We start from the raw sequence: 14,269 nt of genomic DNA, 5'->3' as shown, positions 1-14,269 counted from the left end.
ATTCATCACTCAGCCAATGGCGACACCGTCATGACCATTCCATCCGTGACACCCTCACAAATCCGCAGCGCGCTGTTGCTGCGCGATGAAATCGCGCTGCTCGATCTCAGGCACGAGGCCGCCTTCGCAACCGGCCATCCGCTGTTCGCTGCCAACATGGCCGCCGACCGGATCGAACTGGAGGCCGCGATCAGGTTGCCGCGCAAGGATGTGGCGATCGTGCTGTACGATGCCGGCGAGGGCCTGGTTGCGCAGGCGGTGGACCGGTTCAAGGCGTTGGGCTACACGAATATTCGTCAGCTCGACGGCGGGCTCGAAGGCTGGCGACAGGCCGGCTATGAGATTTTCGAGGACGTCAACTCCTACGCCAAGGCGTTCGGCGAACTGGTCGAGCATCGCCGCCACACGCCGTCGCTGGCCGCGGACGAAGTCGCGGCGCTGATCGAGTCGAAAGCGAACATTCAAATTCTCGATGTCCGCCGCTTCGACGAATATACGACGATGAACATTCCGGGCTCGATCAGCGTGCCCGGCGCCGAGCTCGTACTGCGCGCCGGCCGCGCCGCGCCGGATCCCGAGACCACCATCGTAGTCAATTGCGCCGGCCGCACCCGCTCGATCATCGGCACCCAGTCGCTGATCAATGCCGGCGTCGCCAACAAAGTGGTAGCGCTGCGCAACGGCACCATCGGCTGGACGCTGGCGAGCCAGACGCTCGAACATGGTTCCATCAGGCGCGGCGAGATCGGCGCCTTCAAGGGCGCCGAAGCCAATGCGCGCGACGTCGCCTACCGCGCGGGCGTTCGGCATATCGGCAAGGAGGAGCTGGCTGCGCTGCAGGCGCAGACCAGCCGCATGCTCTATCGCTTCGACGTGCGCGACGAAGCGGAATACACCGCCGGCCACCTCACAGGCTTTCGCCATTACCCCGGCGGCCAACTGGTCCAGGAAATCGACATGGCAGCACCTGTGCGCGGCGCGCGCATCGTGCTGACCGATGACAAAAGCGTTCGCGCCGACATGACCGCATCGTGGCTCGCGCAAATGGGCTGGGAGGTGTTCGTGCTCGACGGCGGCTATGACGGCGCGCTGGAAGTCGGGCCGCCGCTCGTGCTGCCGAAGCCGGATCCGTCGCGCCGATATCGCCGTCCCTATGAGGGCACCGACGTCAACACGTCGGCAATGCAGGCCTATCTCGATTGGGAATACGGCCTCGTCGACCAGCTCCGCCGCGACGGAAGCCACGGATTCTATGTCATCTGATTCCGGATCGGCGGCCCGCACGGGATAGTTGACTGAATCAAAGCGCGCGCGAGCAAGGAATTTACTGTCGCATCGAGCTGCATGGCAGACATTGGTCGTTGGGTCGCCAGATGCTCATCTAAAATGCAATGATCGGCCGAGGCGCTTGATTGAAGCAAAAACCGTTTCACCATCGCGCTGTGCGAACGTGGAGATAATCCCTTCGATGCAGACGACATTCGAAATTCCATTTCATTGACGATTGCTGCATCGCGCCGCATCATTTGCACATCCAATTCGACGGCGCGAGTTCGCCGAACCGAAGTCTAGCCCATCATCGCGATCCCGCTTTTCGGGACGCAGAGCCGCGTGCTCTGCGTCAACGGGGAGCCTTGTCCAATAGAGGTATAAAAAAATGTCGAGACGAGACAGACCGGAACCATCGTTGCTGGACCGCCGCAGTCTGCTGCGCGCTGGCGCGGCCGCGGCATTGGCGTTGCCTGCCGGCGTGATCGGTGCGCAGGCCTTTCCGTTCCGCGCGGTAACGCCCGATATCGATTTCTCGCAATTCCCGATCTGCAAGACGGCATCCGACGCGCCGGCGCTGACGGGTGCGCCGCGCAAATTGAAGCTGTCGTGGAACGCCGGCGCGGTCTGCCTCGCCCCGCTTCCGGTGGCGATCGATCAGGGATTTTTCCAGAAACACAACCTCGACGTCGAACTCGTCAATTACAGCGGCTCGACCGATCAGTTGCTGGAAGCGATCGCGACCGGCAAGTCGGATGCGGGTCTCGGCATGGCGCTGCGCTGGCTCAAGCCGCTGGAGCAGGGGTTCGACGTCAAGATCGCCGCCGGCACGCATGGCGGCTGCATGCGGGTGTTGACGCGCGCCAATTCCGGCGTCGACAAGCTCGCCGATCTCAAGGGCAAGATCGTCGCGGTCGGCGACCTCGCAGGTCCCGACAAGAACTTTTTCTCGATCCAGCTCGCCAAGCTTGGCATCGATCCCAACAAGGACGTCGACTGGCGTCCCTATCCGGGCAACCTGCTGAACCTCGCGGTCGAGAAGGGCGAAGTGCAGGCGTTCCTGTCCTCCGATCCGCTCGCCTATCTCTGGCTCAAGGACAGCGCCTACAAGGAAGTCGCCTCCAATCTCGACGGCGAATACAAGGACAAGAGCTGCTGCATTGTCGGCCTTCGCGGCAGTTTGGTGCGCGAGGAACCTCTGGTGGCGCGCGCGATCACCCAGGCGCTGCTGGATGCGGCGATGTTTGTGTCGCAAAATCCGGAGAAGGCGGCAAAGTCGTTCCAGCCCTATGCGCCGAAAGCAGCTTCGCTCGCCGATCTCGAAGGCATGGTGCGCTACCACACCCATCACCATCATCCGGTCGGTGAAGTCCTCAAGCGCGAGCTGCAGGGCTATGCCGAGGACCTGAAGAAGGTCGCGGTATTCAAGCCCGGCACCGACACGGCGAAATTTGCGGAGCGAATCTATGTCGACGTATTCGGTGTCTAAGGCTGTCGCGATCGCGCAATCGGCGGAGGAAGGCGCAGCACTTTCGGGGCGGCCGCTCTCGCTGTCGGTTTCATTCCCGTCAGGCGGGATCGGCGTGTTCGCCAGCCTGGCATGGGTTGGCTTCGGGGTAGCGTGCCTGTGGTGGCCCGACATCGGTGACTGGTCGCGCACCCGCGAACTAGCGATTGCCGCCTTCATCCTGTCGGGCGTGATTTTCGTGATCACCGTGGCCGGCAGCCGGCTCGGTCGTCTTGACTCGGGCCTGCAGCGCCGCGCGCCGTGGCTGCTGGCACTGGCGTTGTTCCTGACGCTCTGGGAAATCGCGACCGCGAAGCTGGCGTGGCTGCCGCTGCCGTTTTTCCCGCCACCGCAGTCCATCATCGAAGTCTATACCGACGATCTGCCCAAACTGCTCGACAGCATCTTCGCCTCGGTCAAACTGCAGCTCGGCGGTTACGCCATCGGCGCGGCCGTCGGCTTCCTGACCGGCGTCTCGATCGGCTGGTCGCGCGGTGTCGGCTACTGGGTGCATCCGGTGTTGCGGTTCATCGGGCCGCTGCCGGCGACGGCGTGGCTTCCGATCGCCTTCTTCACCTTCCCGTCGAGTTGGAGCGCCAGCACGTTCCTGATTGCGCTCGCGACCGGCTTTCCGGTGACGGTGCTGACCTGGTCCGGCGTCGCAAGCGTCAGTAGCGCCTATTACGATGTCGCGCGGACGTTGGGGGCGAAGCCGTCCTTCCTGGTGCTGAAGGTCGCAATCCCCGCGGCGCTGCCGCATGTCTTCGTCGGCCTGTTCATGGGGCTCGGTTCCTCCTTTGCGGTGCTCGTCGTGGCCGAAATGATCGGCGTGAAGGCCGGCCTCGGCTGGTATCTGCAATGGGCGCAGGGTTGGGCGGCTTACGCCAACATGTATGCCGCGCTGATCGTGATGTCGCTGTTGTGCTCCGGCGCCATCACCCTGCTGTTCCGGGCGCGCGATCACCTGCTGGTCTGGCAGAAGGGAGTCGTCAAATGGTAGCGCTCGCGCGGGCCGAACAGGCCGCGCCGGGTACGGCCGGCGCTTCGCTTGACGTCGACCATGTCAGCCACGCCTTCGATATCGACGGCGCCGTCCTTCCGGTGCTCGACGATGTCAGCTTCAGCGTCAAGCCCGGCGAATTTGTCGCATTGCTCGGTCCGTCCGGCTGCGGCAAGTCGACCTTACTGCGGCTGGTGGCGGGTTTGGAACCGCCGCGGGCCGGCACGCTGCGGGAAGACGGCGACGCGATCACGGGGCCATTTCCTTCAAGAGTGGTGGTGTTCCAGGATCCGACGTTGTTCCCGTGGCGCACGGTCTGGCACAATGTCGCGCTCGGGCTTGAAGCGCAGGGCATTCTCAAATCGCAGCGCCATCGCGTCGATGCGGCGATCGATCTGGTCGGGCTGTCAGGGTTCCGGAACGCCTATCCGCACCAGCTTTCCGGCGGCATGGCACAGCGCGTCTCGCTGGCGCGGGCGCTGGTCAACGACCCTAGGATCCTTGTGCTCGACGAGCCGCTCGGCAAGCTCGACTCGCTGACGCGCATCACGATGCAGACCGAGATCCTGTCGCTGTGGCAGCGAACCGGCTTCACCGCGCTGCTGGTGACGCATGATGTCGAGGAAGCGGTGTTCCTCGCCAACCGCGTCATCGTCTTCAGCGACCGGCCGGCGCGCATCAAGGCCGACATTGCGGTTGATCGTCCTTATCCGCGACACCGCGGCGATCCCTATCTCGCCGACCTCCGCCGCAACATTTTGGGATTGCTCGGATTGGATGCGACATGGTGAACGTTCAAGGTCGTTCACTGCGAGAGCCACCGGCAGCCGATGCGGCGCCGTCGGTTATCCCGTGCGCAAGGTTGCTCGCGTCCGAATTCGCGGCGCGGGCCGCCCAGCACGACCGCGACGCGAGTTTTCCGTTCGAGAATTTCACGCAACTGGCCGACGCAGGACTGCTCGCCCTGACGGTCCCCGCCGCGCTCGGCGGCGGTGGCGCGAACGCCAGCGAGGCCGCGCGCGTCATCAACATCATCGGAAAGGCCGATCCGTCGACGGCGTTGGTCTTGTCGATGCATTACATCCAGCACCTGGTGATGGCGCGAAGCACGCGCTGGCCGGGCCGTCTGTCCCGAAAACTGGCGCGCGAGAGCGTCGAAGGCGTATCGTTGATCAACGCGCTGCGGGTCGAGCCGGATCTGGGCTCGCCGTCGCGCGGCGGCTTGCCGGCCACGATCGCGCGGAAGACCGAGACCGGCTGGCGGCTGAGCGGCCGAAAGATCTATTCGACCGGCGCGCCGATCCTGAAATGGTATGCGGTCTGGGCGAAAACCGACGAGCCGGAGGTGCGGGTCGGCCTGTTTTTGGTGCCTGCAGGCCTGCCCGGAACGAGGATCGTCGAGACCTGGGATCATCTCGGCCTGCGCGCCAGCGGCAGCCATGACGTCGTCTTCGATGACGTCGTGTTTCCACTCGATCACGAGATCGACGTTCGCAAGCCGGACGAATGGAGGATTCCGGATTTTACCCAGGCGACTATCCACGCGATCTTCGTAGCGGCGATCTACGACGGCATCGCGCGCGCGGCGCGGGACTGGCTGGTCGAGTTCCTGAAAAGCCGCGTGCCGTCCAATCTCGGCGCGTCGCTGGCGACACTGCCACGCGCGCAGGAAATCGTCGGCGGCATTGAGGCGCGGCTTGCGGTCAACGCGCGCCTGATCGAGAGCTTTGCCGGCGATTTCGACGATGGCGTCGAGTTGAGCGCATCGGAATCCAACATCATCAAGCTCACCGTCACCAACAACGCGGTCGCGGTGGTCGAGGACGCGCTGTCGCTGACCAGCAATCACGGCCTGACCCGCGCCAATCCGCTCGAGCGGCATTATCGCGACGTGTTGTGCGGGCGTGTTCACACCCCGCAGGACGACGCCACGCGCCTTAACGCCGGCCGCCTCGCGCTCGGCATCTGACCTTCAATCGAAACTGGAGCCCATATCGTGTCAGTGGAATTCATCGGATACATCAGCAACAACAATTCGTCGGAAACCATCGTGCGTTCCGGCCCGGTGCTGGATCGCCACCATATCGAGACCGTCGCCAAGGCCCATGAGAACGCCGGCTTCGATCGGGTGCTGCTGGCGTTTCACTCCACCACGCCCGACGGCCTGCAGGTCGGGCAGCACGTGCTTGGTGTCACCGACCGGCTCAATGTCCTTATTGCGCAGCGGCCCGGCTTCACCGCGCCGACGCTGCTGGCGCGGCAGTTGGCTACCATCGACCAGTTCTCGGGCGGACGGGTTGCGTTGCATGTCATCACCGGCGGCAACGCCACCGAACTCAAACAGGACGGCAATATCCTTGACGACAAGGACGAGCGCTATGCCCGCACCTCCGAGTTCCTCGATGTTATCAGGGCCGAGTGGACCTCGGACAAGCCGTTCAGCTATCGCGGCAAGTACTATCAGGTCGAGAACGGCTTCTCGCAGTTGAAGCCGTTCCACAGCGCCGGCATTCCAATCTTCGTCGGCGGCGGATCCGATGCGGCGATCGAGGTTGCCGGCAAGCACGCCGATACCTTCGCGCTATGGGGCGAATCCTATGCGCAGGTGCGCGATGTGACCTCACGGGTGCGAAACGTCGCCGCCAGGCACGGGCGTCCGACGCCGCGGTTCAGCCTTTCGGTGCGGCCGATCCTTGCCGACACCGAGGAGAAAGCCTGGGCCAAGGCGGAAGCCATTCTCGAGCGCGCCACCGCGCTGCAGGACAAGACCGGCTATCGCAAACCGGCGGACGGGCACGCGACCGCGGGCGCCCGTCGACTGCTGGCGCTGGCCGATCAGGGCACGCGGATCGACAAGCGGCTGTGGACCGAAATCGCCAAGCTCACCGGTGCCAACAGCAACACCACGGCCCTTGTCGGCACGCCCGAGCAGGTCGCCGAGGTGTTCGGCGATTACTACGATCTCGGTATCAGCCATTTCCTGATCCGCGGCTTCGACCCGCTGATCGACGCCATTGAGTATGGCCGGGAGCTGATTCCGCTGACGCGTAAACTGATTGCGGCGCGCGGTGCGGCGAGGGGAGTCGCTGCGGAATGATACGCTTTACCTTGGCGGCAGGTCTCCTGCTAGGTGCGATCGTTTCGGCCGATGCGCAGGGCTCACTTCGTGTCGGCGATCAAAAGGGCAATTCGCAGGCTGTGATGGAAGCGGCGGGCGTGCTCAAGGACGTGCCCTACAAGATCGAATGGAAGGAGTTTCCGGCCGCGGCGCCGTTACTCGAGGCGCTCGGTGCGGGTGCGATCGACACCGGCCTGGTCGGCGATGCTCCCTTTACCTTCGCCGCGGCTGCCAACGTGCCGGTGAAAGCCATCGGCGCGGTCAGGCAGACCCGGGAAGGCCTCGCGATCCTGGTGCCGAAGGAATCTGGAATACGCGGCTTCGAGGATTTGAAGGGAAAGAAGATCGCGACCGGCCGCGGTTCGATCGGGCATCAGCTCATTCTGGCGGCGCTCGAATCGAAAGGCTGGTCCACGGCCGACGTGCAGATCGTGTTTCTCGCGCCGTCGGATGCCAAGGTCGCCTACACGCAAGGCTCGGTCGATGCGTGGTCGACATGGGAGCCCTATGTCAGCCAGGAAGAGGTGCTGTTCCAGTCGCGGCGTGTCATCACGGCGGACGGGATTACGCCGGGCATCGGCTTTCAGGTCGCGACATCAAATGCGATCCGCGACAAGCGGCCGGAGCTCGAAGACTTCCTGCGCCGACTGACCGCGGCGCGGGCGTGGTCGCTGACCAATGTCGGCAGCTACGCGGAGACCTGGGGCAAGCTCGTGGGCATTCCGACGGCGGTGCCGCTCAACTGGCTCGCCCGCGCAAAAATCCGGATCGCGCCGATCGACGACAGCGCTGTTGCGGACGAGCAGCAGACCATCGACCTGTATTTCAGGAACGGTCTGATCAAGCAGAAGCTCAATGCCGCCGATATCCTGGATAGCTCGTTTTCCGGCGCGATCGGCAAGGGCGCGGGTCTCTGAAAGGACGGGGCCGTTAGGATCATGCGTTAGTCGTCTGCGCCGATCATGGCGGCAAGCTTCTCTGCCGCATAATTCTCGCCGATCGACATCGCGCAAATCCGCGAGATCTGCACGAAGGGAAGTCCGGTCTCGTCGGCCCAGGCGTTGAACTGCGCCTGCACCTTGGCGAGATCGCGCTTCGAGGTGACGGTCTCGGCGATATCGAGGCCGGCATCGCGCAGACACAGCACGACATCTCTGGATGTGACGAAGCCGTCCCAGCCGAGGAAGCGCAGCATCATCTGCCCGGTATTGCCGCCGAGCCGGCTGCCGCGCTTGGCCAGCAGTTCGAGCAGGCCGGCCTCGTCGGAGGACGGCCATTTAGCGAGGAACTTGCCGAAGCTGCCGTGTTCCCTGGCGATATCCCTGACGAAGCCGGCATTGGCGCGCACCGACATGATCTTGGCGCCGTTGCGCACGATGCTTGTGTCCTTCATCAGGGCATCCCAGAAATCGTCCGGCTGCAGCGTCAGCGGGCCGGGCTTGAAGCCAAGAAACGCCGTCTCGAAGCCGGGCCATTTGGTCTCGATCACGCTCCAGGCAAAACCCGCCGAAAACACCCGCCGGGTCATTTCAGCCAGAACGCGATCGTCGCCGAGTTTCGCGAGCGTCTTCGGGTCCGGCTTCGGCGGCAGCAGCCGGGCCAGCGCCTTGGGGCCGCCTTTGCGCTTCTCGGCGCGGGCGCGAATGGTCTTGAACGGCGTCACGGGGGTGCGGACCCTTGTTGGCATGGTTAGGGCAGATAATGGCCGAAATGCCAGGAAATTGCAGTTTAGCGGATCATTCGGGGATTCCCAGCCGTGTGCCGGCTTCCACGGTGGGCTGCTCTGCAAAGAATGGATGGTGTTTCGGTTTGATTTGGCCTAAAGGCTCCCCATCTCATCCAATTCATCGCGCCGTGCGCCTGCGCGTGTTCCAGGCGGCAGCTTTTGAGCCATCGGGCTCAAAGCCCTGTTTCCCGTTTCGGCGGCAAACGCCAACCAAGGTTTTAGATCTCGTGACATTAATGCCCACACATCCGCCGCTCGCCCGAGCTTTGGCGGAGCGGAACTTCGACCGGCTGACGCAGGTCCAGACCGCCGTTCTGGCCGACGCCGCCGATGGCCGCGATCTCTTGGTTTCCGCGCAAACCGGCTCCGGCAAGACCGTCGCCTATGGCCTGGCGATCGCGAAAAATCTGCTCGGCGATGCCGAGCGGTTCGAACAGGCGGGGGCGCCGCTTGCCTTGATCGTCGCGCCGACCCGCGAGCTTGCGCTTCAGGTCCACCGCGAACTCGCCTGGCTCTACGGCCATGCCAATGCACGCGTCGTCTCCTGCGTCGGCGGCATGGATCCGCGCCGCGAGCAGCGCGAACTCGCCGCGGGCGCGCATATCGTGGTCGGCACGCCCGGCCGTCTCTGCGATCATCTGCGGCGCGGCCGCCTCGATGTTTCGGAGTTGAAGGCGATCGTGCTCGACGAAGCCGACGAGATGCTCGATCTCGGCTTTCGCGAGGACATGGAATTCATCCTCAAAACCACGCCGGAAACCCGCCGCACGCTGTTGTTCTCGGCGACCTTGCCGCGCGGCATCGTCGCGCTGGCGAAGGAATATCAGCAACAGGCGTTCCGCGTCGAAGTCGAGGGCGATGAGGGCGGTCACGCCGATATCGAATACCGCGCGATTCGGATCGCGGCCGGCGATGTCGAGCACGCCGTCGTCAACCTGCTGCGCTTCTACGAATCGCCGAGCGCGCTGGTGTTCTGCAACACCCGCGACGCCGTCCGGCATCTGCAGGCGGTGCTGCTGGAGCGCGGGTTTTCCGTGGTCGCGCTGTCGGGTGAATTGACCCAGAACGAGCGGACCATGGCATTGCAGGCGCTGCGCGACGGCCGCGCCCGCGTCTGCGTCGCGACCGATGTCGCCGCGCGCGGCATCGATCTGCCGAGTCTTGATCTCGTCATTCACGCCGATCTGCCGAACGATCCGGAAGTGCTGCAGCATCGCTCCGGCCGCACCGGGCGTGCCGGCCGCAAGGGCGTCAGCATTCTTCTGGTGCCGCCGGCACGGAAGCGGCGCGCGGAGACGCTGCTCAATCTGGCCGGCATCGATGCGGTCTGGGGTATCGCGCCGCAGCCGGACGAAATCCGCAAGCTCGACCAGGAGCGCATGCTGAAAGACGATCTGTTCGCGGCGGAGACGACGGCTGAAGATCTGGCCATCGCGCAGGCGCTGCTCGCCGAGCGATCGGCCGAAGATATCGCCGCCGCGCTGGCCCGGCTCTACCGCGCGCGGCTGCCGTCGCCCGAGGATATCGGCGATCCCGGCGAGGGGCGCGTCCGGTCGCGCGCCGAGCGCGCGCAGGAGCGGGTCGGCCGCGAGTCTGGGCCGCGCAGTTTCGATCGCGACGACGGACCGCGCAAGCCAAAGAAATCGCTGCGCGAGGGCATGCCCGAGGGCAGCGTCTGGTTCCGCGCCGCCATCGGCCGCCGCAAGAACGCGGAAGCGCGCTGGCTGCTGCCGATGATCTGCCGTCGCGGCGGCATCACGAAGGGCGATATCGGCGCGATCCGGATCCTGGACACCACGACCGAGTTCGAAATTTCGCGAGCGGCCGCGGAATCCTTCGCCACCATGATCAAGCGCCCCGACAAGGAAGACACGATCCGGATCGAGGCGATGGCGGATGCGCCGAAGGCAGAAGCCGCTCCGGAAAAGCGGTCGTTTGCGCCGCGTCGGGAAGCACCCCGTCATGAAGCGCCAAGACATGAAGCGTCACGGCACGAGGCGAGAGCGCCCGAACGCAACCCGGCTGCGAACGATTTCGCGCGCGACGAGCGGCCGTCCAAACCACACGGCAAACCCTATGGCAAGCCGCGCAGCGAGAGTGCACCTGCATTCGACAGGAAGCCGGACTTCAAGTCCAAGAAACGGCATCAGGACAAGCCCGCCTTTGCCGGGAATTCAAGGCGTGACCGCGGCGCTGACGCGAAACCTGCGTTCGCAAAGAAGCCAAAGAAGAAATTTCGTGGCTGATATCTTGAACTTGATCTGACGCACGGCCATTTGATCGTGCGGAATATGAGTCTTGTCGTATTGATGCCGATCCTCCGGTGCTGCCGATTGCCGCAGTGGTGATTATTGAGCGGTAGTCTGCTAAATGGCGTCGATGTTGCAGGACCATAAAACTTTCAAGCCGGTTGACGCCGAATCCCTGCCCATACCCGTCACCGCGACGCTATCGGATCTGGTGAACAACCTTCCGGGCGAGCATTTTACCATTGAATGGCTGTTGGGCCGGCTCGACCGGCGCTCCTTCGGAATCGTTCTGCTGGTCATGTCGCTGGTGGCGATGGTGCCCGGCATTTCGCTTCTGATCGGTCCGCTGCTGGCGATCCCGGCATTCGAGATGATCCTGGGGCGAAGCGGGCCGAGCTTCCCGCGGCGTATCGCCGTTTATCCGCTCCGCTCCTCTGCTCTCACCGGTATCGTCAGGCGGGCGCTGCCGCTGCTTGCGATGCTGGAAAAGATCGTCCATCCGCGCTGGCCGATTTCGCCGGGAATATCCAGGCGTGCCGCGGGCATTGCCATCCTCGCGCTGAGCGGATTGTTTCTCGCGCCGTTGCCGCTGATCCAGATCGTGCCGGCGCTGTTGGTCGCACTGATCGCGCTGGCCTATCTCGAACAGGATGGATTGCTGCTCTGCGTCTCGCTGCTGGGTTCGGTTATCCTGCTGCTCGTGACCACCGCGGCGATCTGGGGAGCCATCCTCGGTGCAATGCATATCGGCGGATGACGCGCTTTCGCGGGCTTTCGTTAACGGATTGTCACTAGAGTCACGGACGCGGCCGCAATTTGCGCGACGCGAACCTGATTGGCCGGACATGATGCAGCAGATTGAAACCTATGACCCGGTCGAGGCGCGCCGCAGCCGCTACGCCCAATACAGGGGCCAGGTCGCGAAACTGACATTCGGTCTGTCCACCGTGAAGGGTGTGGTCCGGTCGGTACGTGAGGATAGTTCCTCCACGCCGGTACGATGGTTGATCACCGTCGTTCCCCAGTAACACCGCAGCAAACCCGGCTTCGACCGCTCGCAACGTCGTCAGTCGCACGATGCGGTCCGCGACGCCGCCATTTCAACCCGACATTCCATCTGACGGAAGCGGGCCGGTAGCAACCGGCTCGCTTTTTTGCGTGCCGCGATTTAAGGATAAACCTCCCCGGCGAACCAAGAACAACAAGGAAATCCGTGGCGGGCTTTGTGCGAAATACAATCATCGATCGTCGTTCGATCCTCGCGCTGATCGGCGCGGCGTTGGTGCCCGTTCCGGCGCGGGCCGCACAATATCCGTCGCGGCCGATCAAGATCATCGTGCCGTTCGGGCCGGGCGGCTCGGGTGACATCTCCGCGCGCCTGATCGGCAAGCAGATCGAGGACAGGACCAAGCAGGCTGTCGTCGTCGACAACCGCCCGGGCGCCAACGGCATCATCGGCACCATGGCGGTGAGGACCGCCGAGCCCGACGGCTACACGGTGCTGCTGATCACCACCTCTACGCATGCGGCGAATGTCAGCCTTGTTCGCAACCTCGCCTATGATCCGGCCAGGGATTTTACCGTAGTCGGCGTGTTCCGCTCCAGCGGCAGCTACCTGATGGTGCGGCCGGAAGCGCCATGGCGCGATCTCCCCGGCTTCGTTGCGGCGGCCAAGGCCGCACCGGGCAAACTGGTGTTCGGTTATTTCAACGCCTCGTCGCGGACCCCGCCGGAATATCTCGGCCGTCTCGCCGGAATCGAACTGCAGGGCGTGCCGTATCGCGCCATCGCCAACGCGATCGCGGACCTGATCAGTGGCGAAATCCATTGCCTGTTCATGGATACGACGGCGTCGAACCAGTATCTGCAAAGCCACCAGCTGCGTCCGCTGGCGATCACGAGCCTGACCCGCGCGCGAGCCACCCCTGACGTGCCCGCAGTGGCCGAAACCTTTCCCGGATTCCAGCTCACCGGTTTTCTCGGCATGGCGGTGCCTTCGGCGACGCCGCGGGACATCGTGGTGCAATTGAACGGACTGATCAACGAGGCCCTGACCGTGCCGGAAGTGCGGCGACGGATGGACGAGTTCGGGCTGTCCTATGACATTACCGACCTTGCCGCCTGCGAAGCCGAGGTGCGTGCCGAACGCGAGCGCTGGACCGAATATACAAGGGTAGCCGGCATCCAGCCGGAGTGACGTATTCAATACAGGATAGTCATGGCCGTTTACATCGTCGCGCAACTGAAGTTCACCCGTCGCGAACTCTATGATCGCTACCAATCGCGCTTCATGGGCGTGTTCCGAAAATTCAGGGGCAAGCTGCTGGTCGCTGACGAGCACCCGGTCGTGCTTGAAGGCGAGTGGCCGCGCGACAAGGTCGTGATCATGGAATTTCCCGACGCCGCGGCGGCGCAGGAATTTCAGGCATCGCCGGAGTACCAGGAGATCTCGGTCGATCGCAAGGCGGGGGCAGAGGCCATCGTGCTGACGGTGCGGGGTCTGTCCTGAGCGAGGCGGCCCGACCGCTGCTCATTTCCTCGTGAACGGCGCAATGAGTCGACGGCCACGGCCGTCCACGCGATTGTAATCATGATGGTCGTCATATAAATCTCGTGGCGTACCCTTCGATGCAAGGCAGGAGCGGCAGCCATGGGAACGGCAATCATCATCGGCGTCGGTCCCGACCAGGGCCTGGGCGCGCAACTCTGCAAACGGTTTGCGGCCGAAGGCCTCAGTGTTCTGGTGGCCGGCCGCACCAGACCGGCGCTGGATGCGGTCGTGGCTGACATTGTTGCGGCCGGCGGGCGCGCCACCGCCGTCGTGGCGGACGCGACCGTTGAGGCTGACATCATCGCGCTGTTCGACAAGGCCGGCGCCGACCTCGAGCTTGCCATTTACAATGCCGGCAACAACACCCCGGGCAAGATCATCGACATGGAAGCCGGCTATTTCGAACAGAGCTGGCGCGTGGTCTGCTTCGGCGGCTTCCTGTTCGGACGCGAGGCCGTTCGCCGCATGGTGCCGAAAGGTTCCGGCTCGCTGCTGTTCACCGGGGCGAGCGCGTCGCTGCGCGGACGTTCCGGCTACGGCGCGTTCAATTCGTCGAAGGCAGGGCTGCGCACCCTGGCGCAAGCGATGGCGAAGGAATATGCCGCCGACGGCATTCACGTCGGCCATGTGGTGGTGGATGGCCCGATCGGCGGCGAGAAGATCATGAAACGCTTTCCCGACGCGGCGAGCCGCGAGGAGCGTCTGATCAGCATCGCCGGCATTGTCGATGGCTTCGTCTTCCTGCACAAACAGCCGCGCCGGGCCTGGTCGTTCGAACTCGACGTGCGCACGTCGCAAGAGAACTGGTGATCTGAACTGGTGATCTAACGGCTCGCGCCGGCCTCCGCC

Annotated in this window: 15 protein-coding genes; 13 read left to right on the top strand and 2 right to left on the bottom strand. The window is 64.0% G+C overall.

Annotation, left to right across the window (positions count from 1 at the left end; all coding sequences use genetic code 11):
* The first annotated feature begins 30 nt into the window (after positions 1-30).
* The gene (locus tag FFI89_RS32395; protein ID WP_138831519.1) at positions 31-1,263 is read left to right on the top strand and encodes a rhodanese-like domain-containing protein; all 1,233 of its coding nucleotides are present in this window, start codon (positions 31-33) and stop codon (positions 1,261-1,263) included.
* On the opposite strand, the gene FFI89_RS32390 is transcribed toward FFI89_RS32395, so the two are convergent.
* Positions 1,251-1,526 carry a hypothetical protein gene (locus FFI89_RS32390; protein ID WP_138831518.1) on the bottom strand — a complete coding sequence of 92 codons (276 nt, stop codon included), beginning with the start codon at positions 1,524-1,526 and terminating at the stop codon, positions 1,251-1,253. The genes FFI89_RS32395 and FFI89_RS32390 overlap by 13 nt on opposite strands.
* Before the next feature lie 131 nt (positions 1,527-1,657).
* Here FFI89_RS32390 and FFI89_RS32385 point away from each other — a divergent pair, with 131 nt between their 5' ends.
* The 6 genes from FFI89_RS32385 to FFI89_RS32360 all read left to right on the top strand — a co-directional run bounded on the left by FFI89_RS32385 (position 1,658) and on the right by FFI89_RS32360 (position 7,811).
* Complete coding sequence (locus tag FFI89_RS32385) at positions 1,658-2,758, top strand: ABC transporter substrate-binding protein (RefSeq protein WP_138831517.1); 1,101 nt, start codon at positions 1,658-1,660, stop codon at positions 2,756-2,758.
* Positions 2,736-3,776: an ABC transporter permease gene (locus FFI89_RS32380; RefSeq protein WP_138831516.1), complete on the top strand. Its 1,041-nt coding sequence runs from the start codon at positions 2,736-2,738 to the stop codon at positions 3,774-3,776. The genes FFI89_RS32385 and FFI89_RS32380 overlap by 23 nt, the downstream gene beginning before the upstream one ends.
* On the top strand, positions 3,770-4,567 hold the full coding sequence (locus FFI89_RS32375; protein ID WP_138831515.1) for an ABC transporter ATP-binding protein: 798 nt from the start codon (positions 3,770-3,772) through the stop codon (positions 4,565-4,567). Before FFI89_RS32380 ends, FFI89_RS32375 begins: the two co-directional genes overlap by 7 nt.
* Before the next feature lie 71 nt (positions 4,568-4,638).
* A complete protein-coding gene (locus tag FFI89_RS32370; protein WP_246669321.1) occupies positions 4,639-5,745 on the top strand; it encodes an acyl-CoA dehydrogenase family protein in 1,107 nt (368 codons plus the stop codon).
* Positions 5,746-5,772: 27 nt separating this feature from the next.
* On the top strand, positions 5,773-6,873 hold the full coding sequence (locus FFI89_RS32365) for an LLM class flavin-dependent oxidoreductase (RefSeq protein ID WP_138831513.1): 1,101 nt from the start codon (positions 5,773-5,775) through the stop codon (positions 6,871-6,873).
* The gene (locus FFI89_RS32360; protein ID WP_138831512.1) at positions 6,870-7,811 is read left to right on the top strand and encodes an ABC transporter substrate-binding protein; all 942 of its coding nucleotides are present in this window, start codon (positions 6,870-6,872) and stop codon (positions 7,809-7,811) included. Before FFI89_RS32365 ends, FFI89_RS32360 begins: the two co-directional genes overlap by 4 nt.
* Before the next feature lie 26 nt (positions 7,812-7,837).
* On the opposite strand, the gene FFI89_RS32355 is transcribed toward FFI89_RS32360, so the two are convergent.
* On the bottom strand, positions 7,838-8,557 hold the full coding sequence (locus FFI89_RS32355) for a DNA-3-methyladenine glycosylase I (protein WP_168213203.1): 720 nt from the start codon (positions 8,555-8,557) through the stop codon (positions 7,838-7,840).
* Between the two features lie 299 nt (positions 8,558-8,856).
* Between FFI89_RS32355 and FFI89_RS32350 the strand changes: the two genes are divergently transcribed.
* The 6 genes from FFI89_RS32350 (at position 8,857) to FFI89_RS32325 (ending at position 14,230) form a co-directional block, all read left to right on the top strand.
* A complete protein-coding gene (locus tag FFI89_RS32350; protein WP_138831510.1) occupies positions 8,857-10,866 on the top strand; it encodes a DEAD/DEAH box helicase in 2,010 nt (669 codons plus the stop codon).
* A 124-nt stretch (positions 10,867-10,990) separates the two neighbouring features.
* On the top strand, positions 10,991-11,626 hold the full coding sequence (locus FFI89_RS32345; RefSeq protein ID WP_138831509.1) for an exopolysaccharide biosynthesis protein: 636 nt from the start codon (positions 10,991-10,993) through the stop codon (positions 11,624-11,626).
* An 88-nt stretch (positions 11,627-11,714) separates the two neighbouring features.
* Positions 11,715-11,897: a hypothetical protein gene (locus FFI89_RS32340; protein ID WP_138831508.1), complete on the top strand. Its 183-nt coding sequence runs from the start codon at positions 11,715-11,717 to the stop codon at positions 11,895-11,897.
* A 197-nt stretch (positions 11,898-12,094) separates the two neighbouring features.
* Entirely contained in the window at positions 12,095-13,066 is a 972-nt protein-coding gene (locus FFI89_RS32335; protein ID WP_168213120.1) for a tripartite tricarboxylate transporter substrate binding protein, read from the top strand.
* A 21-nt stretch (positions 13,067-13,087) separates the two neighbouring features.
* Positions 13,088-13,378, top strand: coding sequence for a DUF1330 domain-containing protein (locus FFI89_RS32330; protein WP_138831506.1), 291 nt, complete (start codon positions 13,088-13,090; stop codon positions 13,376-13,378).
* 141 nt (positions 13,379-13,519) lie between these two features.
* Complete coding sequence (locus tag FFI89_RS32325) at positions 13,520-14,230, top strand: SDR family NAD(P)-dependent oxidoreductase (RefSeq protein ID WP_138831505.1); 711 nt, start codon at positions 13,520-13,522, stop codon at positions 14,228-14,230.
* The last annotated feature ends 39 nt before the right edge of the window (positions 14,231-14,269 follow it).

This window comes from Bradyrhizobium sp. KBS0727 (genome assembly GCF_005937885.2).
GTDB lineage: Bacteria > Pseudomonadota > Alphaproteobacteria > Rhizobiales > Xanthobacteraceae > Bradyrhizobium.
Note: the sequence above shows the minus strand (reverse complement) of the source record. Positions and strands in the feature narration are given on the sequence as shown.